The sequence below is a fragment of the Cytobacillus solani genome, assembly GCF_006704205.1.
Lineage (GTDB): Bacteria > Bacillota > Bacilli > Bacillales > Cytobacillaceae > Cytobacillus > Cytobacillus solani.
Genome location: NZ_CP041305.1, coordinates 1321118 through 1346237, shown reverse-complemented (window position 1 = coordinate 1346237; position 25120 = coordinate 1321118). Strand labels below are relative to the sequence as shown.

27 protein-coding genes, 1 pseudogene and 1 riboswitch are annotated in these 25120 nt (G+C 36.3%); of the genes and pseudogenes, 24 read left to right on the top strand and 4 right to left on the bottom strand.

What is annotated here, in order from left to right; translation table 11 throughout:
* The first annotated feature begins 59 nt into the window (after positions 1-59).
* Genes FI644_RS06740 through FI644_RS06725 form a run of 4 tightly spaced genes read left to right on the top strand, consistent with a single transcriptional unit; the run spans position 60 to position 4737 of the window.
* A complete protein-coding gene (locus FI644_RS06740) occupies positions 60-1091 on the top strand; it encodes an ABC transporter substrate-binding protein (protein WP_053478113.1) in 1032 nt (343 codons plus the stop codon).
* Between the two features lie 23 nt (positions 1092-1114).
* Positions 1115-2251 carry an ABC transporter ATP-binding protein gene (locus FI644_RS06735; RefSeq protein ID WP_142108186.1) on the top strand — a complete coding sequence of 379 codons (1137 nt, stop codon included), beginning with the start codon at positions 1115-1117 and terminating at the stop codon, positions 2249-2251.
* On the top strand, positions 2248-3942 hold the full coding sequence (locus FI644_RS06730; RefSeq protein WP_053478115.1) for an ABC transporter permease: 1695 nt from the start codon (positions 2248-2250) through the stop codon (positions 3940-3942). Before FI644_RS06735 ends, FI644_RS06730 begins: the two co-directional genes overlap by 4 nt.
* A 21-nt stretch (positions 3943-3963) precedes the next feature.
* On the top strand, positions 3964-4737 hold the full coding sequence (locus tag FI644_RS06725; RefSeq protein WP_053478116.1) for an HAD-IIA family hydrolase: 774 nt from the start codon (positions 3964-3966) through the stop codon (positions 4735-4737).
* Here the strand turns inward: FI644_RS06725 and FI644_RS06720 are convergent.
* Positions 4732-5295 carry a glycerol-3-phosphate responsive antiterminator gene (locus FI644_RS06720; protein ID WP_142108185.1) on the bottom strand — a complete coding sequence of 188 codons (564 nt, stop codon included), beginning with the start codon at positions 5293-5295 and terminating at the stop codon, positions 4732-4734. The genes FI644_RS06725 and FI644_RS06720 overlap by 6 nt on opposite strands.
* A 188-nt stretch (positions 5296-5483) precedes the next feature.
* Between FI644_RS06720 and FI644_RS06715 the strand changes: the two genes are divergently transcribed.
* Together FI644_RS06715 and FI644_RS06710 are read left to right on the top strand one after the other, a co-directional pair.
* A complete protein-coding gene (locus tag FI644_RS06715; protein ID WP_142108184.1) occupies positions 5484-7127 on the top strand; it encodes a glycerol-3-phosphate dehydrogenase/oxidase in 1644 nt (547 codons plus the stop codon).
* Between the two features lie 264 nt (positions 7128-7391).
* Positions 7392-8249, top strand: a pseudogene (locus tag FI644_RS06710) (MerR family transcriptional regulator); the annotation flags it as partial.
* A 95-nt stretch (positions 8250-8344) separates the two neighbouring features.
* Here FI644_RS06710 and FI644_RS06705 read toward each other — a convergent pair.
* The gene (locus FI644_RS06705) at positions 8345-9601 is read right to left on the bottom strand and encodes a helix-turn-helix domain-containing protein (protein WP_142108182.1); all 1257 of its coding nucleotides are present in this window, start codon (positions 9599-9601) and stop codon (positions 8345-8347) included.
* A gap of 157 nt (positions 9602-9758) precedes the next feature.
* On the opposite strand from FI644_RS06705, the gene FI644_RS06700 reads away from it, so the two are divergent.
* On the top strand, positions 9759-10517 hold the full coding sequence (locus FI644_RS06700; RefSeq protein WP_053478120.1) for an SDR family NAD(P)-dependent oxidoreductase: 759 nt from the start codon (positions 9759-9761) through the stop codon (positions 10515-10517).
* A gap of 423 nt (positions 10518-10940) precedes the next feature.
* A complete protein-coding gene (locus FI644_RS06695; RefSeq protein ID WP_053478121.1) occupies positions 10941-12476 on the top strand; it encodes an ABC-F family ATP-binding cassette domain-containing protein in 1536 nt (511 codons plus the stop codon).
* Between the two features lie 80 nt (positions 12477-12556).
* On the opposite strand, the gene FI644_RS06690 is transcribed toward FI644_RS06695, so the two are convergent.
* A complete protein-coding gene (locus tag FI644_RS06690; RefSeq protein ID WP_053478122.1) occupies positions 12557-13288 on the bottom strand; it encodes a class I SAM-dependent methyltransferase in 732 nt (243 codons plus the stop codon).
* A gap of 160 nt (positions 13289-13448) precedes the next feature.
* On the opposite strand from FI644_RS06690, the gene FI644_RS06685 reads away from it, so the two are divergent.
* The 8 genes from FI644_RS06685 (at position 13449) to FI644_RS06650 (ending at position 19964) form a co-directional block, all read left to right on the top strand.
* Positions 13449-13880, top strand: a complete 432-nt coding sequence (locus tag FI644_RS06685) for a MarR family winged helix-turn-helix transcriptional regulator (protein WP_053478123.1) — start codon at positions 13449-13451, stop codon at positions 13878-13880.
* On the top strand, positions 13867-15072 hold the full coding sequence (locus tag FI644_RS06680) for an MFS transporter (RefSeq protein ID WP_053478124.1): 1206 nt from the start codon (positions 13867-13869) through the stop codon (positions 15070-15072). The genes FI644_RS06685 and FI644_RS06680 overlap by 14 nt, the downstream gene beginning before the upstream one ends.
* A 312-nt stretch (positions 15073-15384) precedes the next feature.
* Positions 15385-15810 (top strand): hypothetical protein, encoded by a 426-nt coding sequence (locus FI644_RS06675; protein ID WP_053478125.1) that lies wholly within the window; start codon positions 15385-15387, stop codon positions 15808-15810.
* Between the two features lie 216 nt (positions 15811-16026).
* Positions 16027-17025: an ABC transporter substrate-binding protein gene (locus tag FI644_RS06670; protein ID WP_053478126.1), complete on the top strand. Its 999-nt coding sequence runs from the start codon at positions 16027-16029 to the stop codon at positions 17023-17025.
* A gap of 251 nt (positions 17026-17276) precedes the next feature.
* On the top strand, positions 17277-17783 hold the full coding sequence (locus FI644_RS06665) for an RNA polymerase sigma factor (RefSeq protein ID WP_053478127.1): 507 nt from the start codon (positions 17277-17279) through the stop codon (positions 17781-17783).
* Positions 17776-18717, top strand: coding sequence for an anti sigma factor C-terminal domain-containing protein (locus FI644_RS06660; protein WP_053478128.1), 942 nt, complete (start codon positions 17776-17778; stop codon positions 18715-18717). The genes FI644_RS06665 and FI644_RS06660 overlap by 8 nt, the downstream gene beginning before the upstream one ends.
* Before the next feature lie 229 nt (positions 18718-18946).
* Positions 18947-19252 (top strand): NIPSNAP family protein, encoded by a 306-nt coding sequence (locus FI644_RS06655; protein ID WP_053478129.1) that lies wholly within the window; start codon positions 18947-18949, stop codon positions 19250-19252.
* Between the two features lie 157 nt (positions 19253-19409).
* Entirely contained in the window at positions 19410-19964 is a 555-nt protein-coding gene (locus FI644_RS06650; protein WP_053478130.1) for a GNAT family N-acetyltransferase, read from the top strand.
* A gap of 272 nt (positions 19965-20236) precedes the next feature.
* On the opposite strand, the gene FI644_RS06645 is transcribed toward FI644_RS06650, so the two are convergent.
* Complete coding sequence (locus FI644_RS06645; RefSeq protein ID WP_056682276.1) at positions 20237-20767, bottom strand: helix-turn-helix domain-containing protein; 531 nt, start codon at positions 20765-20767, stop codon at positions 20237-20239.
* Between the two features lie 222 nt (positions 20768-20989).
* A riboswitch (guanidine-I (ykkC/yxkD leader) is annotated at positions 20990-21085 on the top strand.
* 73 nt (positions 21086-21158) lie between these two features.
* Between FI644_RS06645 and FI644_RS06640 the strand changes: the two genes are divergently transcribed.
* From FI644_RS06640 to FI644_RS06610, 8 genes are all read left to right on the top strand, one after another.
* The gene (locus tag FI644_RS06640) at positions 21159-21500 is read left to right on the top strand and encodes a DMT family transporter (RefSeq protein WP_053478132.1); all 342 of its coding nucleotides are present in this window, start codon (positions 21159-21161) and stop codon (positions 21498-21500) included.
* Positions 21500-21814 carry a DMT family transporter gene (locus FI644_RS06635; RefSeq protein WP_053478133.1) on the top strand — a complete coding sequence of 105 codons (315 nt, stop codon included), beginning with the start codon at positions 21500-21502 and terminating at the stop codon, positions 21812-21814. Before FI644_RS06640 ends, FI644_RS06635 begins: the two co-directional genes overlap by 1 nt.
* Before the next feature lie 481 nt (positions 21815-22295).
* Positions 22296-23741 (top strand): vWA domain-containing protein, encoded by a 1446-nt coding sequence (locus FI644_RS06630; RefSeq protein WP_142108181.1) that lies wholly within the window; start codon positions 22296-22298, stop codon positions 23739-23741.
* A 23-nt stretch (positions 23742-23764) separates the two neighbouring features.
* Positions 23765-23896 carry a hypothetical protein gene (locus FI644_RS27120; protein ID WP_256376286.1) on the top strand — a complete coding sequence of 44 codons (132 nt, stop codon included), beginning with the start codon at positions 23765-23767 and terminating at the stop codon, positions 23894-23896.
* A 50-nt stretch (positions 23897-23946) separates the two neighbouring features.
* Positions 23947-24099: a hypothetical protein gene (locus FI644_RS06625; RefSeq protein WP_172797609.1), complete on the top strand. Its 153-nt coding sequence runs from the start codon at positions 23947-23949 to the stop codon at positions 24097-24099.
* Entirely contained in the window at positions 24035-24253 is a 219-nt protein-coding gene (locus FI644_RS06620) for a hypothetical protein (RefSeq protein ID WP_053478135.1), read from the top strand. The genes FI644_RS06625 and FI644_RS06620 overlap by 65 nt, the downstream gene beginning before the upstream one ends.
* A gap of 21 nt (positions 24254-24274) precedes the next feature.
* The gene (locus FI644_RS06615) at positions 24275-24559 is read left to right on the top strand and encodes a hypothetical protein (RefSeq protein ID WP_053478136.1); all 285 of its coding nucleotides are present in this window, start codon (positions 24275-24277) and stop codon (positions 24557-24559) included.
* 51 nt (positions 24560-24610) lie between these two features.
* Positions 24611-24979, top strand: a complete 369-nt coding sequence (locus tag FI644_RS06610; RefSeq protein WP_053478137.1) for a DUF4064 domain-containing protein — start codon at positions 24611-24613, stop codon at positions 24977-24979.
* The last annotated feature ends 141 nt before the right edge of the window (positions 24980-25120 follow it).

The following is a 25120-nucleotide window of genomic DNA, read 5'->3' as shown; positions in this document are numbered from 1 at the left end:
AGTGTTGCTATTTAGCATTCATTTTTTTCTTGCCAAAAATAGTCTAAGGGGGATTTCTGATGAAAAAAATGTTTAAGTTCACTGGGGCCATGTTACTTGCTGTTAGTATGTTAACAGCATGTGCTGGAGAAAAGTCAGGAGGCAGCAGTGAAGGAGATGGCAAAAGGATCACTTTATATTCACCTGAAACACCAGATTTTACAAAAGAGCTAGCGAAAAAGTATGAAGAAGTAATTGGTGGGAATGTAGATGTACATTACGCTGGAACGAATGTTTTAGTCAATCAAATGTTAGCGGAAAAGGAAAATCCTAAAGCGGATGTCTGGTATGGCGGCGGAGGTATTTTACCGTTTGAAGCTGCAGTAGAAAGAGGCATTCTAGCATCCTATATCCCAGATTTTGCAGCTGACTGGGACATTACTGAAAACGGTATCAAATTAAAGCACGAAGACGGCAAATATGTTGGAGTAGAAATTTTTGTACTTGGTTTTTCATATAATCCAGAGCTTGTTTCTGAAGAAGAAGCACCAAAAACTTGGGAAGATTTATTAGATCCAAAATGGAAAGGAAAAATTCAGTTCCCGAACCCAGCGGCATCAGGAACAGCAACTCTTATGGTTATGGACCAAATGATGAGGCAAGGGGAAGATAAGGCATGGGAGTATTTTGAGAAATTAGTAGATCAAGCAAATTCCACACCGGATTCTGGATCTGCTCCAACGAAGGCGGTAGCAATGGGTGAAGCCCATATTGGAATAGGCTTTGATTTCATGGCTTATGAACAAAAGGCTAAAGGAGAGACTGTTGATTTTATCGTACCGGATAAAACACCAGTTCTTGTAAATCCAGCAACATTAATTGAAGGAGCTCCAAATGCAGAAGGCGGTAAAAAGTTCATTGATTTCTTACTTTCTAAAGAGGCGCAGCAAATTATGGCAGACTGGTATCATATTCCAATTAATCCAGAGGTTGAATCAAAAACGCCATTATCAATTGATAAAGTAAAAGAGGTTGCAGTTGATTTAGATATTGATTGGGTAAATGAAAATTATGACCGTGTGCGTAATGAGTGGAAGGACAAGTTTCAGTAAGTAAGAACGTAGGAGGAATATGAATGGGTTCAGTAATTATTGAAAATATGACAAAGCAGTTTGGCGATTTTACTGCACTCCACAATATAAACCTTGAGATCCAAGAGGGCGAATTTTTTGCTCTCTTGGGACCTTCGGGTTGTGGAAAAACAACTACTATGCGCTGTATTGCAGGGTTTGAGCATCCAACATCAGGTAAGATTAAAATCGGTGATAAAGAAGTAGAGAAAATCCCTGCTAACCGCAGAAACTGTGGAATGGTCTTTCAAAGCTATGCTTTATTTCCACATATGAATGTTTTTGACAATGTTGCTTATAGCTTGAATATTAAGCAGTTAAATGCAAGTAATCCTGTTAAGCAATTAGGCATCTATGCACGATTATTATCAAAGCGTTTAGGCCGTACACCGAAGGATATCCAAGAAAAAGTAATGGAAATTTTAAAATATGTTGAGCTTGATCAGCATGCAGAACGATTAACAAGTGAATTATCTGGAGGTCAACAGCAGCGTGTCGCTTTAGCTCGTGCGCTTGTCATGGAGCCTGCTGTATTGTTAATGGATGAGCCGTTATCGAATCTAGATCAAAAACTTCGCCATTCGATGCGTAATACGATTCGTACCATTCAGCAGGATTTAGGGATTACGACGATTTTTGTAACACATGACCAAGAAGAAGCGATGAGCATGGCAGACCGTGTAGCAGTTATGGATAAAGGGAATATTGTTCAAATTGGCACGCCAACCGAGCTATATAGTAATCCACTTACTCCGTTTATTGCTGATTTTGTAGGAACATCGAATATTTTAGATGTAGAGGTTGTTGATCATAATCAACTGAATGGACCGACCACATTAAAAGGAGATAGTTTCCTGCTTCAATCAACAAATACGATTGAGAAGAAACAGGCTAAAGCTGTTATCCGGCCAGAGCATATTCAAGTTTTGCCATATGACACGGCAGTAAATAATGAGGAAGTAACTGTTTTAGAAGGAATTGTAGTAATGTCTACTTATTTAGGTCCAACCGTAAGATATGACATGAAAGTTGGTAATCAAGAAATGATTGTTGATACTACGTACTCATCTGGAACGAGCATTTTTGAAGAGGGCAGAAAGGTAAAACTATCGATTGAACATGGGAGGGTACTTCTCATATGAAGGCAAGGTTTAATGGTCTTTCCGTAGTAAAAATATTCATTTATGCCTTTTTTGGACTTTTCCTAATTATCCCTTTGCTGGCTGTCTTTCTAATCAGCTTTACAAATGAGCCTGTTAATATTATTGGGACATTTACTGATCCAGCCGTTTTCAGTTCAACTATCGATAAACTAAAAGCAATTAATCTAGAAAACTATCGGCAAATATTTTCAAATGCGGGTTACTTAGATTCATTAAAAAATAGTCTGTCTTTAGCTCTTGTTGTTATGGTTCTTGTAATCTTGATTTGTATTCCATTAGCATACGGAATTGCCCGTACAAATATGCCTTTCAAAAAAACGATCTCAGCATTATGTACAATTCCGTTGATTATCCCTACTTTTATTTCAGCGTACGCTTTCATTATTATGTTCGGTCGAGCGGGCTGGGTAACGTATTTTTATGAGATGCTCGGCGGGGAAGGAATGTTGATAGATCCTTATTCAATGACGGGAATCATTCTAGTTCAAGTATTTTTCTTTTTCCCGTATGCTCTTTGGCCGCTTGTGGCCGCTTTTAAGATAAGCGATGTAACACTAGAAGAAGCTTCGCTCAATTTAGGCGCGAAAAACTGGTTTACCTTTATATTCGTGACGTTTCCATTAGCCATTCCAGGGATCATTTCAAGTGCACTGCTAATATTTACAGTTAGCTTTTCAGATTTTGGAACACCGATCGTTTTGGCACCTAAAGACTTAAACTTAATGGTTGTTGAAGCATACCGTGAAATCTCAGGATTTTTCAACTGGGGAGGAGCGGCGATTTTAACTGTCATTATGATTATCGTTGCTGCACTTTTCTTCTGGTTGCAGCATATTCTGACAAAAGGGAAAAATTACGGATCAGTGTCAGGAAAGCCGAAACAACAAAAAATGGTTACAAATAAAGTAGTGACTCGTTCTCTATCAGTCTACTCTTTTATCATTGTGCTAGTGCCACTGCTTGCTATGCTATCTGTATTGCTTCAGTCGGTTGCTACAACTTGGGGGAAAGATTTACTCCCTTCTGGCTATACACTTAAACACTATCAAACTATTTTTTCAACATCATTAGGAAATATCCAAAATAGTATTGTTCTAGCAATTGGTGCACTTGTATTAAGTGTAATTATTGCTACGTTTGTTTCATATTTCGTCGTAAGACAAAATTCGGCGAAAATGGATTTCATGACTTCCATTCCGCTGGTTGTTCCAGGTATTGCTTTTGGTATTGCATTAATCCAAACATTTAATGTGGCTCCTTTGCAGCTGACAGGTACAGCAATTTTATTAATTATTGCTTATACCATTCGTCGTCTTCCTTATATGGTTCGATCGACAATGGGTGCGATGCGGGCAATTAAGCAAGATATTGAAGAAGCGGCAATTAATCTTGGTGCTACACCCTTAACAGCTGCAATCACTGTGATTGGTCCATTATTATTACCGGGAATTGCTGCAGGATCAGTTCTTGTATTTATTACTGTCATAAAGGAAACGAGTATATCAATTTTACTTGCACCACCAGAGTGGGCGCCTATGAGCTTAGCAATCTTTCAGAATATCCTTCGAGCAGAGTACTATTCAGCAGCAGCTATGTCTGTAATACTAGTAGCTTTAGTCTTGGTGCTTCAAGGGCTTGCTAGTTATATAGGGAAAAAGCAGCGCTTGTAGGGATTAAGGAGGTAACATAAGGTGAAAGGCTATGTATTTGATTTAGATGGAACGATTTATGTAGATGAGCATGTCATTGATGGGGTGCCAGAAGCCATTAGCCGTCTAAAAAAAAGAGGGGATAAAGTCATTTTTTTAACAAATAAATCCATCTCGAGACGATCTGATTACGTTAGAAAACTAAATGATTTAGGCATTCAAGTGGAATTAGAAGAAGTGATTAATTCGAATTATATTACTGCGCTCTATTTAAAATCGGTATTGCAGCCGGACGAAAAAGTGATGTGTATCGGTGAAGAGCCTTTGTTAGATGAACTTAGAGAGCAGGGGATTCAGCTATCAGACAAGCCGAATGATGTATCCTATGTTGTGTTAGGCTGGGATAGGGAATTCACATATAATAAAATTAATAATGCCTATCAAGCGTGGAAGAATGGTGCGAAAATTATTGCGACGAACCCTGATCGTACTTGTCCTGTTCAAGGAGGAGAGATTCCGGATTGCGCCGCGATGATTGGAGCGTTAGAGGCTGTTACTGGTGAGTCTGTATTTCAAGTGACTGGAAAGCCATCACAGCTTACGGCACAGTATGTATTAAAAGAAGTATTGAAGATGCCTGTGGATCAATGCTTCATGATTGGTGATCGTTTAGAAACGGATATCAAAATGGGCAATGAAGCAGGCATGTCATCCGTGCTAGTGATGACCGGAATAACGACAAAAGAGCTTTTAGAAGATTCAATTCACAAGCCTAAGCATATATTAGATAGTGTAAAATACATTGATCAATTATAAATCATAGTTCCACATGGAATGGTCTCCAGCGGAAACTGCGAGTGCACCAGCCTTTAATGCAGATAGCACTTCTTTCTTTTCAGTTACGAGACCCCCTGCAATGATTGGATGCGGCAGGCGATTCACAAGCTGGTCGATAATTTTGGGCATAATACCAGGTAGAATTTCGACTGCATTTGGATTACAGGATTTAACCATTTCAATTCCTTTTTCAATAGCAGCAGCATCTAGAAGAAAGATACGTTGAATAGTCACTAAACCATATTCCTTCGCATACTTTACAACATGGCTTTTAGTTGTAATGATTCCAGTAGGTTTCAAGTGTTTAGCAATATATTCAACAGCAGATTTTGAATTGGATAATCCTTCAATAAAATCTAAATGAAGAAAGACAGTTTTTCCATTAGATTGTAACTTTTTAATGTAGTCTGCACTTGTTAATAGATCACCAGTTAACAAGAACACAACATTTGGCTTTGAGCAGCAGGCAACATCTAAATCTTTTTCTTCAACAACAGAAGCTATGATTTGAGATTCTACGAGGTCAACAATATTCATATTAAAAGTCTCCTTTAATGTAAAAAAAGTAAATAATAGTAAAACAATTATATCATTTTCAGAATAAAATAAATATAAAGTTTTTTGGTTGGAGAATAGATGAGAGACCATACTTTTTACACTGCGTTTTTTTGTGGTGTGTAAAAGTATGGATTTTTTTTGCAGCAATACTAGAAAGGAAGAACAAGATGAGTGAATTTTCTTTTGCAAAAAGAGATCAATGGATGAAAGAAGTAAATCAGCAGCATTTTGATGTTGTTATTGTTGGCGGAGGCATCACAGGTATAGGTACAGCATTAGATGCGGTTACAAGAGGGATGTCGGTTGCACTTATTGAAATGCAGGATTTTGCAGGAGGTACCTCTAGTAGATCAACGAAATTAGTACATGGTGGCCTTCGTTATTTAAAACAGTTTGAAATAAAAATGGTTTCTGAGGTGGGTAAAGAGCGTGAAATCGTCTATAATAACGCTCCTCATGTCACACACCCGGAGTGGATGCTTCTTCCAATTTATAAAAAAGGCACATTTGGAAAATACTCTACCTCTGCTGGTCTTCGGATGTATGACTTTTTAGCTGGTGTAAAAAAACATGAACGAAGAAAAATGTTGTCGAAAGAAGAAACCCTCGCAAAAGAGCCCTTATTAAAAAAAGATGGTTTAATTGGTGGAGGATACTATGTTGAGTATCGTACTGATGATGCAAGATTAACGATTGAGGTTGCTAAAAAGGCTGTTGAGAACGGCGCCATACTATTAAACTATGTTAAAGCTGAATCATTTATATACGATGAAGATAAAATTATCGGGGTGATCGGAGTAGATCAATTTTCTGATAGGGAAGTAAAGGTATTTGGCTCGAAGATTGTCAATGCAACAGGCCCATGGATTGAATCTTTAGTTAAAAAAGATAGACTCATTAAAGGGAAACATTTATTTCATACAAAAGGAGTACATATTGTATTTGATCAATCAATTTTCCCATTAAAACAAGCTATTTATTTTGATACACCAGATGGACGAATGGTTTTTGCCATTCCGAGAAAAGGAAAGACATATGTGGGTACGACTGACACAGAATACAATGGTGATATAAGAAATCCTGTTGCAGCTTTGGAGGATAAACAATACTTAGTCGAAGCGATCAATTTTATGTTCCCAGACGTTCAGGTGCAAATGAAAGATATTGAGTCTTCATGGGCAGGAATTCGGCCATTAATTCGTGAAGAAGGAAAGGGACCATCTGAGATATCAAGAAAGGATGAAATTTGGACATCTCCTACAGGTCTAATTACTATTGCCGGTGGTAAGCTAACAGGTTACCGAAAGATGGCAGAACAAATTATCGATGTTGTTGCAGCGGATTTGGATAAACAGGGTTCTCTCTTTAGTCCGTGTCAAACAAAGCATTTGCGAATTTCAGGGGGAGATTTTGAAATGCCGTCTGAATATGACCGCTACGTAGAAGAAAAAACGAGAGAATTTATTCGTGCAGGCTTTTCTCATGATGAGGCATACAGCCTAGTTTCTATTTATGGAACAAATTCGGATGTTCTCATTCAACTTGCAGAGAAAATAGAAGTAAAAGAAGGGCTGCCTCTATTTATCCGATTATTAATACAGTACTCGGTTCATTATGAAATGACTATGACTGCTAGTGACTTTTTTGTTCGTAGAACGGGTGCGATGCTCTTTAATATAGAGTGGGTGAAAAAATGGAGACAACCAATTATGAAGGAATTCCAAAGTATTTTTAAATGGGAGAAAGAGTTTGCAGAAAGGAACAATAAAGAGTTAGGTAAAATGCTTATGGAAATAGAACAAGTAGTGTAAGGGAATGTGTTTGTTAATGGTCGAAATAAGAAACAGCTGCGGCCTGAGTGATATCCGCTCCTGCATTGCATAAATAAAAGTGCCCCTTTCAAGTGTAGTCTCTGCTCGGAAGGGGTTTTCTTTATGCAAAGACTGTTTTTATAAAAAAAGACAGTTACTCTTGTTCTCGCTCCTTTCAGTAGAGAGCTATTGACTATTCCCTTGGGTGCTAGTTTAAGATGAAATGGAGGTGAAGAACGTGTTGATGAGTGAGCAAGCAGATTAGCAAATTTGACTAAAAAGGCAATTAACTATTATATAGAACAAAATCTTATTTTTCCTGACAGTTTAGAAAATGGGTATCGAGATTTCAGTGACAAGGATGTTGAACGCTTAAAGGAAATTTCCGTTTTACGAAAGCTTGGTCTTAGAATAGAAGAAATTAAGATGATATTTGCGGATGAAACTAGCTCTGCACTTCAAAAGATATCCGTACAGAAGGAATTAAGTTTACAGCGGGAAAAAGCTAAAAAGGCTATTCTTGATAAGCTTAGTTGTGGCTATAGCTTTGCTGAAATTGATAAGGAACTGGAAACGATTGAGCAGGGTGCAACGGTAACAGAAAAGTTGTTGGAAGCATTCCCAGGATACTATGGACGATTTATCTGCTTACATTTTGCACGATTTTTGAATGAACCTATTACAACTAGTGAACAGCAAGCTGCTTATGAAGAAATTATCACGTTTTTGGATAACGCACCATCTATAGACTTTCCTAAAGAAGTACAATCGTTTTTAGTTGAAAGCACAAAACATATCAATATAGAAGATATTCATGGCATGATAGAGAACACAAAACGATCTATAGAAGATCCCCAGAAATTTTTATCTGGAAATAGGGAAATGTTAGAACAATACTTAGAATATAAGCAATCTGAGGAATATAAACAATCACCGGTTTATCATATGCAAAGAATACTGAAAGAATATAATCGTACAAGTGGTTATTATGATGTATTTATTCCTGCGATGAAAAAATTAAGTGTTTCATATTCGAAATATTATGAGCAAATGGAAAGTGCAAATGAAAAATTACTTTTACAGTACCCTGAGATTGCTGCTTTGAACAAATTAAATGATTAAAGACTGCGGTCCTAAAAATCAGGAGGTAGTCTTTTTTTTTATTTGTCTCTTCATAATCTTGTGGTTACAATAGAAGCTTTTTATCAGGATCATTATCATAACTGGGACAATGATCCTGTCTCTCTGTCCCTTCCTCTATATTGCTTAGGTGTTAGTCCGGTATGTTTTTTGAAGGTTTTTATGAAATAGCTTTGATCGTTGAAGTTTAGAAATGTGCCAATTTCGGCAATTGAATAGTTTGTTAAATCAATTAGTCTTTTTGCTTCATCCACTCTAAGCCGCTGAATATATTCACTTATAGGCGCACCAACTTCTTTTCTAAAAAGGGATGACAAGTAATTGGGACTTAAATGGCATATTTCTGCTAGGTGATCAAGTGAGATGTCGCTATACAGATGGTTATAAATATAGTTCTGACAAGCAGTTATGGGTGCCGAATATTTTGCTACATTTAATTGGTGCACACGATTGGTAAAATCACTTATGGCTTCTTCTGTTAATTTCAGAATGGCTTTCAAACTTCCTAATTCCTCGAGTTGCTGAATATAGAAATCACTTAAAGTAAAGGCTATTTCATCATTTAAACCACCTTCAATCGCCGCTCTGCAAACAAGTGCAATTCCTGTTATCATCAGATTTTTTTCACTTCTTAAACGATTTCGTTTTGACAATAGCCCCAATTCTGCTTCACCGATAATCGAGTAGTCGAAAATGTCCTTTAATTTATCTTTTTGGCCGTGTTTAACATAATCGAGCAAAACTCGTTCATATAAAAGATTTGAATGAAAAATTAAATTCCTTCTTCCATTAGAAAACTCAAGATCTAAATCCTCTGATTCAATATTAACGAGGTTTAGTGCATGATTGTTTTGTATGACAAATGATTTATCTAGCTTTTTACGGTAAATCAAAAAATACATTAATAAACTGATCGCCAGCAGCTGCTGTTTATCAATAATCGGAATGGAGTGATAGTAGTCAGTAAGACTTTTTTTATTCACGTTTCCTTTAAAGGCGTCTATAATTTTGGAGATATTTTCATCTGAAATTTCCGATTCAAGGACAGGTCCCACTATAATAGAACCTAAAAAATGAATCTCCATTTTCAGATGAACAAAAAAGAAGTTCAAATTAGAATTCGAAAAGAAGATAGGAAAATCACTGGGATCCTCTTCATTAGAATATACACTTATCTGCTGCTTGAACGGGACATCGTATGGATTTCTCCGCATGTCACTTGTTGAAATTTCGTATTCGATCTCACCTAGTGTATTGACATAATAAATGGGAATTTGATGAGCTTCATAAATTAACTGACAAATAGATAGTAATTCTTCTTTTGGCATTTCCATTTTAATTACAAGCTCCATTCAAGTTTAGTTGAATTTATTTTGTGTATTAAAGATGATAAAAAAATACTATTATTCGTAAAATATTGCAATAAATATAGCTTTGCAAGTTTTAAAATAATTGATGTATCAACTATTTAATAACAAGGGGGAGCTATAAATGGAATTAACAAACAAAATTGCTGTCATAACTGGAGCAGGAAGCGGGATTGGCAGAGCGAGCAGTTTGAAACTTGCTGGTGAAGGCGCAACCGTTGTTCTAGTCGATTTCAATAAAGAAACAGGGGAAGAAACATTAAAGCTTGTGAAAGAACAGGGCGGAGAAGGGATCTTCGTTCAAGCAGATGTTTCAAAAGATGAAGAAGTACAAAATTATGTAAATAAAACAGTCGAAACATATGGACGTATAGATGTATTTTTCAATAATGCAGGTATTATTCAAAAGTTTGCTCCATTCACTTCAGTGGAAGAATCTGAATTTGATCGAATTATGGCGATCAATGTAAAAGGGGTCTTCCTTGGCATGAAATATGTGTTAAAAGTAATGGAAGAGCAAGGCAGTGGTTCTATTATTAACACAGCCTCTACTGCTGGAGTTCGTCCTGAGCACAGTGTAGCAGTGTATTCTGCAAGTAAACATGCAGTGATAGGCTTTACAAAAGGGGCTGCATTAGAATATGCTAATAAGGGAATCCGTATTAATGCCCTATGTCCGGGCGGGGTACAAACAGCCCTAACTGCTAGTGTAGCCACTCAATTTGAAAAAGGCGGTTATGTTCCAGAAGAGATTTCAAATATGAGAATGGGCCGTTATGCTGACCCGAAAGAACTAGCTGAAATGGTTTCTTTCTTAGCATCAGATCGCGCAAGCTATATGACTGGTTCGATTGTTCTTGTGGATGGCGGTTTGACATTATAGGCTGTATGTAGAGAACATCCTTATGAATTAATCGTAATATAGAAAGAGGAAAGGAGGTGCTTCCATAAAATGAATAATCAGAATCGAGTTTTCATTAGAGAGATTTGCTCCGCACAAATGTATACGATGAAGCATTGTGTCAGGAGCCTAATCAGGAAGCACGCGGCTTCCTCTATTCATCGGCTAATCGTTTGCTGATAAAAGTGTAGGGTACTATGCTTATTTGAGTATGACTATTTGCCGATGATACAAAGATTAAAGGGCCATAGACAATGCTTTGTCTATGGCCCTTTGTTTTGGATTTTTCAATGATTATTGAAAGAATTTTGTTGCATCTATTGCAGCAAAACCCCAAAGCAAAGAGCTGGCGTCTAAAAACGCCGTCTCTTTGCTTTTTTTATTTTTAGGAAAAGAGGAATGAGAATGAGTTTACTTGAAGTTAGAAATTTAACCCACAGTTATATAGATAAGGTTCTATATGATAAAGCAGGTTTTGATTTATACAAAGGCGAGCATATGGGGATTGTAGGACAAAATGGTGCAGGGAAAAGCACCCTGATAAAAATATTGATGGGAGAAATTATTCCGGATAACGGTTTGATCAAATGGCAATCTTCTATTCGTATAGGACATCTTGATCAATATGCCAAAATGAAGGGAACGCAAACAATTATTGAATATTTAAACACGGCCTTTGCAAATCTATTTGATCTAGAACAGAAAATAAATGATCTCTATCAGCAGATGGCGGATACAGGTAATTATGATCTACTGGAGCAAGCGGCAGCCTATCAGGAAAAGCTTGAGGCGAGTGATTTTTATTCAATAGGCAGTCATATTGATAAAGTCGTATACGGGTTAGGGATAAATGCAATTGGCACGGATCGCTTAATTCATGAACTGAGCGGAGGGCAGAGGGCGAAAGTCATTCTGGCGAAGCTTTTGCTGGAAAAGCCAAATGTTCTATTGCTGGATGAACCAACGAATTTCCTTGATAAAGAACATGTAGAATGGCTTGCCAATTATTTAGCCGTTTTCGATGGCGCCTATATCGTTGTTTCCCATGATTATGACTTTTTAGAAAAAGTATCTTCTTGCATATGCGATATTGAGTTTGGAACGATCAAAAAGTATGCTGGGAAATATTCGGATTTTCTTCGTCAAAAAGAGCATTTACGTGAGGATTATGTCAGGCAATATCAAGCCCAGCAAAAAAAGATTGAAAAGACGGAGGAATTTATTAGAAAAAATATTGCTGGAGTTAATACGAAGATCGCACAAGGGCGCCGGAAGCAGCTTGAAAGGATGGAACGATTGGCACCACCAACTTTCACTCATAAACCTGCTTTTGCCTTTAAGGAAATCTCACTTTCCGCGCAGATTGCACTCTCTGTAAACGACCTAGAGGTTGGTTACGGAAAACCCTTATTGCCTAAATTGAATTTTTCCGTTCTAGGCGGTGAAAAGCTAGTAATTACAGGCTTCAACGGAATCGGTAAATCCACATTGCTAAAAACACTTGTACAACGTATATCGGCTGTAGCAGGCAGTTTTCGATTTTCAGAATCAGTAAAGATTGGTTATTTCGAACAAGATTTAGCATGGGAAGATGGAACGAAAACACCGCTTCAAATCATCTCAGATTTTTATCCCAAATTGGGATTGAAGGAAATTCGAAGCCGATTGGCTCAATGTGGTGTAAAGAATACCCATACGACTCAAGCAATAGCGACACTGAGCGGCGGAGAACAGTCGAAAGTGAAGTTATGCCTGCTCGTACTTTCGCCGTGCAATTTTCTTATCTTAGATGAACCTACCAATCATTTAGATGCGGAAACAAAAGAAGCATTACAAAAGGCATTAATTCAGTTTAAAGGCAGTGTATTACTAGTCTCTCATGAAGAAAAGTTCTATCGGCAATGGGCAGATCGCTCCTTAAATATAGAGGATTGCATATAGTTAATTAAATAGGCAAAAGCCCCTGTATAAAAGGGGCTTTTGCCATTGCAGATGACACTGAGGAACATAAATTTTTCTGCTTATTTGGTACAGGAAAAGGCAAGTACGACTGGGATTCTTAGTCTTCTAGTGAACTCTTCCTCATTAGAAAAATGCTCACGCTTAGGTGTTCCTTCTCGTAAATCAACCACTGAAAAACCAGATGCAGTAAGTGCTTTAAAGTAATGTTCAATGGTTCGATGATACTTTACAACGGTTTGGTCGATCCAAGGTTCTTTCCTTTCTCCTTCTATAAAGTAATCATCAACGACCCAGTTCCCGCGCTTATCTCCTTTTTGCTTGCTTATAAAAGAAGAAGTAGTGAGCGGATGCTGCACACTGAAAAAAAATTTTCCATTATCTTTTAAGGTGCTATGCACGTTTTGAAATAGTAAAAGAATATCTTGAACATAGTGTATGGCAAAACGAGAGGTGACAATATCGAAATCGCTTTCAGGATAATGATAGGATTCCATAGTTTCATGCAGAAGGGCTCCATTTAATCCAGATAAATTGAAAGCTGCAGAAGCTATCATCTGTTCAGAACCTTCTATTCCTGTATAAGATGCTGCTCCTTGCTTTAGTAATTCCTTACCAAATGAGGCATCACCACAGCCTAAATCTAAAATATCCTTATATTGAACGCCACCAATAAGTTCTTTTATGATAGGGCCTTCAATCGCATTGTTGGGACTGTCCTTTCTATCCCTTCTTTTCGTGTAACTGTTAAAAAAATCAGCTTGGTCATAGGCGCTGGATCCTCTATATTCCATAACAAATACCACCTCTCTTAATGATATTCAATAAGCTTATAGCTTTGAATATTTTACCATATAATAGAGAGTAACTTGACTTTTTCTTTAAATAACCATATAGTTACCTTTGGTAATAGTTATCTATGGTAATTATATTTCGTGAAAGGAAGTGTAAGAGTTGGAAGGTTTTTTTCAACGTTATTTAAGTCTTTATCGATCACTAATTACTACATTGAATGAATTATTGAGCGCTTATGAGCTTTCTTATTCTTTATGGCAAGTTATCTATCATATAAAAAACAATGGACCGTCGACACTTGTAGATATTTCTTCTAGATATAATGTAGAAAAGCCGACCATTACGAGGAGGGTTCACCGTTTGGAAGAACTGCAAATGGTGAAGCAAATTCCCGGTAAGGATAGGAGAGAAAAAGTGATTCAGTTAACTGAATTAGGAGATAAGATTTACCAGGGATGCAGAAAAAAAATAACTGATTTAGAAAATAGTGTGATGGAAGGGGTAGCGAAAGACGAGCAAAAGGCTACTTTTCACACTCTTCCTAAAATACAAGAGAACCTATTTAATAGAGAGGGTAATAAAAGTGAGTAAGCCTAAATTATGGACGAAGGATTTTATTATTGTGTCCAGCATCAATTTTTTGTTAACGTTAGTCTTTTATTTATTAATCGTCATTATAGGTGTCTATGCGGTAGATGAATATCATGCGACAGCAAGCCAGGCAGGACTTGTAACAGGAATTTTTATTGTGGGGACGTTAATTGGCCGTTTATTTATCGGCCGCAGTATCGATTCAATTGGGCGTAAAAGAACATTGTTTATTGGATTAATTTTATATATTTTATCGACAACATTATATTTTATCCACTTCGGGATCGTCTTCCTCCTTATTACTCGTTTATTGCATGGAATTACGTTAGGTATTGCGAGTACTGCAACGGGAACAATTGTAGCTCAGATTATCCCGGAAACACGAAGAGGTGAAGGGGTCGGTTATTATAGTATGAGTGCCACATTGGCTACTGCAATCGGACCGTTCGTTGGTCTGTATATGAGCCAGCATACTAGTACACAAATTATTTTTAGTCTTTGCCTTGTTTTAGGAATCATTAGTCTGATTACAGCATTCTTTGTGTATGTACCGGTATTGGAAGGATCAGCAAAAACAAATGAGATAAAAGGATTCAAGCTTTCTCAATTTATTGAGCCAAAGGCCGTTCCGATCGCATTGATTACTTTAGTTGTAGCATTCTGTTACTCTAGTGTCCTATCATTTATTAATTTCTATGCTATTGAAATTGACCTTGTTAGCGCAGCAAGTTTTTTCTTTCTTGTCTATTCAATAGCGGTATTGGTTTCACGTCCATTTACAGGCCGATTAATGGATGTAAAAGGAGCAAACTATGTGATGTATCCGGCGTTTATTTTCTTTACAGCCGGTATGCTGCTTTTAGGTTTGGCTCACAACAGCGTTACGCTGTTAGCAGCCGGCATCTTAATTGGACTCGGATTTGGAAATATGCAGTCATGTACACAGGCAATTGCCATTAAGCTCACTCCACCTCATCGAATGGGATTAGCTACATCAACTTTCTTTATTTTTCTTGATGCAGGGCTTGGATTCGGACCTTATCTATTGGGATTCTTCACACCAATTACGGGCTATAGTACACTTTACATGATTTTAGGCAATGTTGTTTTGGTATCCTCTGGTCTTTATTATTTACTGCATGGCAAGAAAGAAAGGGCTACGATTAATAATGCAGTTGAAACGCTTGGTTAAGTTTCCAAGCGTTTCTTGCTATTTATAGTAAAAATAATGATTTAGTACTGTTTTATATCTATTGAAATGAAAAGTATGTAATATCGGAAAGTTAGGCGTTATTGACCGAATATTAAACAGATGGTAATAAGTAGATAGGTGTAAAAATTTAATATTTTTTCCTCTATGTAGTTGAAAAATATTAAATAAGGAATTAGAGCATTCTATACCCGGTGGAATTAAGCCAAGTGTAATTGTAAGAGCTCATGTGAAGAAGAAAGGGAAATTAACCGGAGAATTTATTCCAAATCCATCGTTTAGGAGGTAGCCGTTATGATTGGAGAAGAGAAGAATATTAAACTTATAAATAATGAGGGAAACTTGATTAATGGACAACTATTGTTGTTTGAGGAATCACCGGTTAATGATGATCTTGTTTTGATCGAATTAATAATAGAAGGAAGTAGAATGAGTCATCAGGGAGAAAGCTTTTTCCTATCGCTTCAATTACTTAGAGAACAGTTAGAGGCTCAACAGATTCAAATATTGTGCAATGGTGCAGCTGAAAATGTTTACCCATCCCCCATGCAAATATCTATGGGAACCGGGGAGCTAGCTTATAAATTAACCTTAGGTAAGCCAGCTTCCACAGAGGATATCGTTCACATTTTCGGATATGAAGAAACATTAAAATGTGTTAGCCTTGCAGAACAATTACAATTTTATCGTAAATGGTTTGACAGTTTAGGAGCATTGTAATAGCAACATTTTGGACTTTCAATATTTCTAATAAAAAAATCGTTGATAGCAGAAGTTATCATTGTTTATATGTTTCTAAATATGGTAATATCTAAATATTATGAATAATATGAATCTAATATTGGCTGAAAGGACACTATCCATGACTGCATCTGAGTACATATCCTTATGCCTTCAACTAGAACATGCACGAAATAGTCGAAGGAGGGAAAGTGCTTGAAAAGGATTTTATCTGCATTGCTATGCAGCTCCCTATTATTGCTTTCTGCTTGTGGACCAGGAAGCAAAGAAGCAGGGGGAAGCAAGGAAGAAAAGGAAACAGTCAAAATAGGAATTACGCAGCTGGTTGAACATCCATCATTAGATGCGGCACGTGAAGGGTTTATTGCTGCCTTGAAGGATGCTGGTTACGAGGAAGGAAAAAATCTTAAGCTAGATTACCAGAATGCGCAAGGAGATATGAACAACAACATGACGATTGCTCAAAATCTCGTTGCGGATGATAATGATTTGATTTTAGCTATTGCAACAGCAAGTGCACAAGCAGCTGTTCAATCGACAAAGGAAATTCCTATCCTGTTTACTGCAATCACTGATCCGGTAGGTGCTGAATTAGTTGAAAGCTTTGAAAAACCGGGTGGAAATGTAACAGGTACGTCCGATACACATCCAGACGCAATTAAAAATACAATGAATGCAATTAAAAGATTTTTTCCTGATGCCAAGAAAGTAGGGATGATTTACAACTCTGGGGAACCTAACTCTGTTGTTAATGTGGAAAACGCGAAAAAGGCTCTAAAGGAACTTGGATTAGAGGCTGTTGAAACAACCATATCAGCGAGCTCTGAAGTAAAACAAGCAGCAGAGTCATTAGTCGGAAGAGCGGATGTTTTCTATATTCCGAAGGATAATACAGTTGTTTCCGCTCTTGAATCAGTTATTACTGTAGCCAACGAGAAGGATATCCCAACATTTGTAGGGGAAAGTGATTCAGTTAAACGCGGAACATTTGCTTCATATGGCTTTGAATATCATGACTTAGGATATACAACTGGCAAAATGGCAGTCGAAATTCTTGAAGGGAAAAAGCCGAGTGAGATTCCAGTAGGTTTTCCAGAAAGCTTAGAGCTTGTTATTAACAAAACTGCAGCTGAGCAGGAAGGAATTACACTTACAGAAGAAATGTTAAAGGATGCAAAAATAGTAGGAGAATAAGGAAGTTGGAAAAACTGTCATTTATATGGAAGTTTTTTATTGCAGTTTACATGTGCTATCAGGTTATGTATGAAGATTTTAAAACGGAGTTAATCCATACTTATACTCAACAATAAGTAAGCTTAACCAAAAACCTTGACAGGCTTAAGCCTGTCAAGGTTTTATTTTTTCTAATTTTATTTTTGCTTTGCTGTAAACTTTTTTAGGGAAAAGGACTCTATACTTATAGAGGATAGTAGAGAGGAGGAACTATGGATTCTCAGCTTCTATTGGAATTATATAAAAAGCAAGCAAAAATGATCTATTTTTATTTAAAAAAGAACGGGTGCAGTCATGAAGATGCAGAAGATATTGTCCAAGAAAGCTATACAAAATTTATAGCTTACAGCAGTGGTGTTGCTTCACATAAAGCTCTTTCGTATATTTTCTCTATTGCTATGAATGAGTTTAAAAAAAATCTAAAGAAAAAAGGAAAAGAAAAAGTGATTTCGATTAATGATGATCGCTTCTGGAATAATTTCACCAATGACCATGATACGGAATCTAATGTATTAACTATTGAAATGAATAAAGAAATAGCACTTACTTTAAATTGTATACAAGAAAATTACAAGCAGCTTTTATTATTAAAATACGAACTGGAACTAAGTTATAAAGAGATGGCACTATTACTAGGAATGAAGGAAGAAACCATTAGAACGTATTTGTTTCGAGCAAGAAAAGATTTTCAAAAGAAATGGAGGAATCTTCATGAATGACTTTACAGATGATGTTTTTGATGAAAGGAAGATAAAAAAAGCGATTAAAAAAGGCAAAAGGAAGACGATTTTTACGATTGGAATCATTTCGGTAATCGTATTTGTTATTTTGAACATTTTAAACTTTGCTATTTCTGCTTATTATAGCCAAAAGACATTTAAACAATGGGATGCTTATATCAGACTTAGTACGCCAAATGGTTATATAAGCGAAACAGTTGATTCGAGAGGTTTTTTAGGAGGAATAAGCAATTATAAAGTGGCAAAAGACATGAAAATCAAATCGCTCGTTATCGAACAAAAACAATATTCGTTTGGTCTGATTCCATCTGTTTTGATTTCAAGAGGTTCAGGAGGAAGTATCGGAGTCACTGGAGAGGATTGGCAAGTTTCCTATAAAGAAAACGGCTGGAGAGAAATGATGTTTTTTCATCCTAATGTTACGTATAAAAAATACAAACAGGATGAAGAACTGATTGAAAAAATGCAGGGAGATAAAATATATGAGGTTGCGCTCTCATTTGATAAGCCATACAAGCCAAATGAATTACCTTTTGCTGTACTTCCTGAAATGACTTGGTTTTGGATAAATACGTATACGAATAGGGAAGTAAAAGCATTTCAAAAAGAAGCAAAAGAAAATGACTGGTCTTCAACATTTATTAGAGAACATGATGTTTTAGGTTTTTCCACAAATAGTCCTTTTACTTCAACAGCAGATTTAGACTATGATTATGATCGGTTTCTCAAATTACTTCAAACGAGTGTTTCTAGTGAACATAAGAAAGTATACAGTACCTTTAAAAATATAAAAATAGAAGATATAGAAATATTAGGAGTAGTCGTTTATGGGACGAAGGATCAAATTCTAGAAATGATGAAAGAACCCAGTGTAAAAGCTGCATCTTTAGGGGGGATTGTTGATAACTATTAGTTCTTAGCAAAAGTGGCTTGGGGAAAGATTAAAAAACTATACTTTAGACCTAAGAAATATACATTTTTAATTGTTAGGGCAACTCTTCCAATATTCAAATGAATTTTAAAACAGACTATTGTGTAATTCAGAGAAAACAAGAGAAATCGAGAGGTTTTCCTTTCTATATAGAGGGAGGTTAGTTGAATATTATGTTATGATAAAAAAATAGATTTTTAGGGGGAGTAAGATGGTTACATGCTATCTGAAATATGTTATTGACCCGTATAAAGTAAAGGAATTCGAAGAATACGGTAAGATATGGATTCGATTAGTTAATAAATTAGGCGGTTCACATCAAGGATATTTCCTTCCACATGAAGGTGCTAATAATATTGCTTATGCCCTATTCACTTTCCCTAGTTTAGCAGCATATGAAGAGTACCGAGGAAAGATGGCATTGGATGCCGAATGTCAGGAAGCTTTTAAATTTGCTGAGGAAACGAAATGTATTCTAAGTTATGAGAGAAGCTTTATGCGACCTGTATTCAAATGAACAAAAAAATTATACAAATCTAGTTCAACTAATTGGCGCGATACTTCATTAACGAAGCATCGCTTTTTTAATTCAACTATAAATGCAGGTAATGAGAAAGGAGAATCACACAGTTCGGAAGAAATTAAATATAAAACAAAAGAGGGAGTGATATTCTATGGGGTTCATTCAACCGAAGCACTTCGTCAATAATAAAGGCGAACCATATACAGTAAGAACGGCATTACCTGAAGATGCGGAGAAGGTATTGAGGTTTAATCAAACCATTATTAGCGAAGCACCATTTTTACTTACTACGGAAGCCGAATTCAAAGTATCCTATGAACAACAAAAACAATTTATAAAACAGATTTTTGATGACAATGGCAAGTTAGCAATTGTAGCAGAATATCAAAACAATATTATTGGGTTTTTAGATTTCCATAATGGTCATAAAAAGAGAATACAACATCAAGGTTCATTTGGTATGAGTGTTGCTGACGAATTTAGGAATCAAGGGGTTGGTAATGCTATGCTATCTTTACTGTTAGCTTGGGCAAAAGAAAACCCTTTAATTGAAAAAGTTTGCCTTGAGGTGTTCGCTGAAAATACGAATGCAATATCTTTATATGCAAAGGTCGGCTTTGTTGAGGAAGGTCGTAAAGTAAAAGCTATAAAAGTTAATGAGGATATATATTATGATTTAATCTCAATGACATACTTTACGAAGTAGTCGAAAATATTATTTACTAAAATAGTACTTACGCAAAGTGGCTTTACTTTAATATCAATCTTCCACATAAGGGCGCAATTCAGCAGGAAGAATTACGCTCTTTCTTTATGTTAATGGCTCTTAATTCTTTAATAGCTTTTTGGTAGTTGATTTGATATAAGATACTCATCATATGAACTTAGCAGGGTTTTCCTTTTAGAAGGGCTAAGCCTATTTTTGTACAATTAAAGATGCAGAACACTTGATAAAAGTTATTATGAAACAATACTTGATTAATAATCTAATTGTTTTAAACCTAAAACTAAACTTTCATCAGTCATCTCTAAAATATTATACAATTGTAACCTTTTTTCTATTTCCTTTTCAATTTTTTCTGAATTACTAAATAAGCCCATGACGGATTCTATCGCAAAGATTAGAATGGATAACACACCAGCACTCCCCAATTCAACTCCTAAAAGTTCATTATCTGAAAGCTGAGTGTTCATTATTTTCTTTACCTCTTTGTAGTATGCTCCTTGTATAATAATCTTGTCATACTTTGACTTTAACCCCACTAATAAATCATTTGGATTATAAGCTTCATAAGTCGGTTTTTCTTTCTCTAAAAGCAAGAGCTCATTTAGTACATCACCCGGAGTTTTATCTAATGTTTCTGCAATTGCAATTATTACTTTACTGGAGTATTTTTCAATGCTTTTATTGATGTGAGTTGCAAGTAACTGTTGACTCACACCGGTTTTTTTATAGACATCATATCTTTTGCAATGATGTCTTTGCAAATATAAGTCTAAATAATTCATAAGAATTCACCTCTTTTTTGATAAATTTTATTTTATTAGTCAATTATATTTTATTATCAAACCATTTAAAAGTATACCAAAATTTGTTGAAAAGTGAGTATAGAAATAAATCTAGAAACTGTAGAAACAAAAAAGCAAACTTGAAACTTGTATTCTAAATTCCCATAATTTTAATCTTGAATAAATTTTAAATGTGCGTATAATAAAAGAAAAATGAATAATTTAAATGTTTTCTAGGGTTCCGCAACTACCTGTTGGTCTGGTCCGAGAGAAAACTCACAGCTTGCTGTGTCACGGAGGGATAAAAGCCTGGGAGAAAACTGTTTATCAGTTTCTCTCAGGCTTTTTTATTTTTTGGGGGAAAATAAATAAAATTGGAGGTGTCATTTATATGAATGCAAACTGGATTAAAGTATTTGTTGCTGCTTTTTTTGAAGTGTTTTGGGTTATTGGCTTAAAACATGCTGATGACTTTTTGACTTGGACTGGAACAGTGATATCCATTATCATAAGCTTCTATGTAATGATAAGGGCGGGACGAGAACTTCCTGTAGGAACTGTATATGCAGTTTTTGTGGGATTGGGTACTGCAGGCACTGCTATTTCTGAAATAATATTTTTTGGAGAGCCATTTAAAATAAGTAAAATACTTTTGATTTTACTGTTACTTGCGGGAGTAATTGGTTTGAAATTAGTTACAAAGGATGACGTTAAGGAAGGGGCTGATTCCTAATGGCGTGGACTTCTTTAGTCTTAGCGGGGTTATTTGAAATGTTTGGTGTTGCTATGATAAATAAACTTCATAGGGATCGTAATTGGAAATCACTTGTTCTATTAGTTTTTGGATTTGGAGCAAGCTTCGTGCTTCTATCTTATGCAATGGAAACACTTCCTATGGGGACAGCTTATGCGATATGGACAGGAATTGGTGCGTCTGGTGGAGCAATATTAGGAATGCTTTTATATGGTGAATCAAAAAACTGGAAAAGACTGGTCTTCATAGCTATGGTTCTAGGTGCAGCAATAGGATTAAAACTTACTTCATAAAATAACTTATATAGTGCTATCGATTTAGGCGGGTATAAAAAATTTTGATTTACTAGTTCACAAATTAATAGAAATGAAATTTTGGAGGAGTCTGTCACCAAGGGATAACTATGTACTTTGGTAATGGGCTTTTTTTGTATTCACTAATATTGAAATGTAGTATGGATAGTAAAAGGGAACTAGGAAAGTGGATGTTGAAGACGAAGGCGTGTCCAAAGAATATGTTGTCAAGATGAAAATGAACGAGACATGGCTTTTTCTAACTTAGCTATGACATATCGAAAAAACCTTGATTGGCAAATAAGCCCATTAAGGTTTTTTTGTGAAAATAGTTTCATCGAGCAACAACTATTATTCTATCTTTTTTCCTAGAAGAAATGAATCCATACCTATAACTTATTTCCTGTTTTTGTATATTTTAGGAAAAATTATCGGGGAATCCTGTAATATAATTTTATAAAACGTTGATTGAGGTGGGGAAGTGTTCAAACGGACAATTTCAATGATTGCTATTTTATTGCTAATTCTTTCAGGCTGTTCGGAGAAAAATGAAACAATCAAGGAAAAGCCTGAAGCAGAACCAGAGAAGGCTGTAGAAGAGGAAGCTGGAAATGTTCAGAAAAAGGATGAAGTAAAAAAGGACAGTATATTAACAGAAATAGAGGCAGTGAAAATCCCAGAAACGATAGAGGACTTTGCAAACTCACAGCCTGGCAAACTTACATCAAATTTTTCCTATGAAAAAGAAACAGCATCCTGGCCAAGTCTGCATACGTTAGAAGGAATTGAGAGTGAGCTGACTGAGCATTTGCGTTCAGTTGCAGGTGAAACGGATGATGTGGATAAGCTTTATCAATCACTCATTTATTACATTGGCAACAGTGCGTATCCGCAAGTGGTTAAGGAGTTACTAACATTTAAGCCTGAATTTGATGAACCGTATTTGCCAGAACCTGAGCAAGTTTCAGAAGAAACAGTTCAAGAGAATGCAGCTCCTTCAAAAGCCATTATCATGTTAGATGCAAGCTCTAGTATGCTGCTGAACGTAGATGGTGAGCAGAAAATGAAAATCGCAAAAAGCGCTGTCCGAAGCTTTGCGAAAACAATTGGCTCAGCTAGTGAGGTTTCTCTCTATATCTATGGGCATGCCGGATCTCAGGAAAATAAAGATAAGCAATTATCGTGTTCGACAATAGATGAAGTTTATCCGCTGCAAAAGTATGAAGAAGAAGGTTTCTATCAAGCAGTTGATGGTGTCGAAGCGAAAGGCTGGACCCCATTAGCAGGTGCAATTAAAAAAGCATATGAAGTTAGTCAATCGCTAGATGGGGAGATCACTCTTTATATAGTAAGCGATGGAGCAGAAACATGTGATGGAGACCCTATTGCTGAAGCAAAGCAATTTGTACAAGGGCAAGAAAATCGTAAAGTAAATATTATTGGCTTTGATGTCGATGTAAAGCAAGAGAATCAATTAAAGGCTGTTGCGGAAGCTGGACAAGGAGCATATTTCTCAGCGAAAAATACGGAGGAACTAAAAAGTACAGTTATCCAAAAATGGGTGCCGCCTGGTCTGATTGATATTATCGGAAAGCAGTGGTCCACACCTAAGGGAACCTTTACGGTTGCGTGGATGAATATGGATATACATAAAATGGCACTGAAAATTTCAGATGCAATTAATGTAGAGCAAGGAAGGTTCATGGGAGCTGCGAACGTCATGTTTGCTGAGGGCCTAATTACAGAGGAACAAAAAAAGAATCTAATTGGCAAAATTGAGGAGCATGGAGAGCGATTAAAACAGCTTACAAATCAATTAAAAGAACAAAAATTAAAGGAAATTGATGATGAAGTCAATCGGATTGATAAGAAGATCAATGATTGGGCTGAACGGATGGAACAAATACGTGCGGAAAATGAACAGTAAGGTACAAATCAGGAGGATATGAAATGCTAAGAAAAAGCAGTTATTATTTAGCAGGCAGTTTGAGTATAATTCTATGTTTATTTATTCTTTCTGGATGTTCAGACAAAGCAAAGCCATCCGCAAGTGAGGAAATGGAGAAGCCGAAATTGAAATAGCCAAAAAACAGATAACAAATGTAGTCATCTTAATGGATGTGAGTGGAAGCATGAAAGCAAGTGTCGCTGGTGGAGTGAAGATGGATTTAGCCAAGGAAACGATTAAGCAATTTACAGATCAGCTTGAGGAGGATGTGAATGTTTCACTTTTGGCGTACGGTCATATCGGGACCGGAGGCGAAGGTAAATATTATTGGATTTGATGTAGATGATGATGGGCAGAAGCAGCTAAAACAGGTTGCTGAAGCGGGTGGAGGTAATTATGCTACTGTTCGTGATAAATCAGAGTTTGAGGATGTTATTTTAAAGAAATGGAAACCAAGTATTTTTCAGCTGATTGGGACGCAAGGTGTTTAGCTGCATGAATATGTAGATCAAATGGAAAGATTGCAGAATATTTATGGACCCCTTTATCATGCATCTGAACGGGAAGCTGACAGAATAAAAACGGCAGTTTATTATTTAAAGGATAACAAACTGATTAGCCGTGAAGATGGAACGGAAGTCTCTGACAAAGCAGAGGAAATGCGTATTTTGCGCACAGACCATTTTAAAGCGATTAAAGAAGAGAAAGATGCAGAGGCAAAAAAGGCGCATGAAGAAATTGATGCAAAGGTTCAGGCGTGGAAGGATAAGTGGTATAAAGAGCTGGAAAATGAATAGGACAATGAAAATTATCTTATTTAAGATTGTGGTGTGCAACAGGAGGAGTATATGAATAGAACAGCGGAATTTGTATTAGGATTAGTCGGGGGAATAATAGGCATACTTTTGTCTTTAGTCGGTTTCTTTTTTAGTATTGCTGGTTTTTTAGCTGATGACCCAGGTGCTGCTTGGGTGGTTGCTATCATTACATTTGTATTTTTTATTATCCAAATAGGCGCGTTAATCATGAGCTGTCTGGTGAATCGGATGGACAATAAACTTTATGGCGGATTAATGATTACATGTGGCGTCCTTTCCTTTCCGATATCGATTTTTCTTATGTTTGTCCCAAGCGTACTTTACATTATTGCAGGGGCGCTTGGGTTGAGAAGTAATATGGAAATGAATAATAAAGCATTTGAAGAGAAGATTATGTAAACCATTTTGAAGAATTTGCGGCAAATCAGCAGAATACAAAAAATATCCCTGAGAGGAATTCCTTTCAGGGAATTTTAATTTCCGCAGGATTTTGACAAAAAATATCGAATTACATAAATGGATGAATTTAGAAAAATAGGG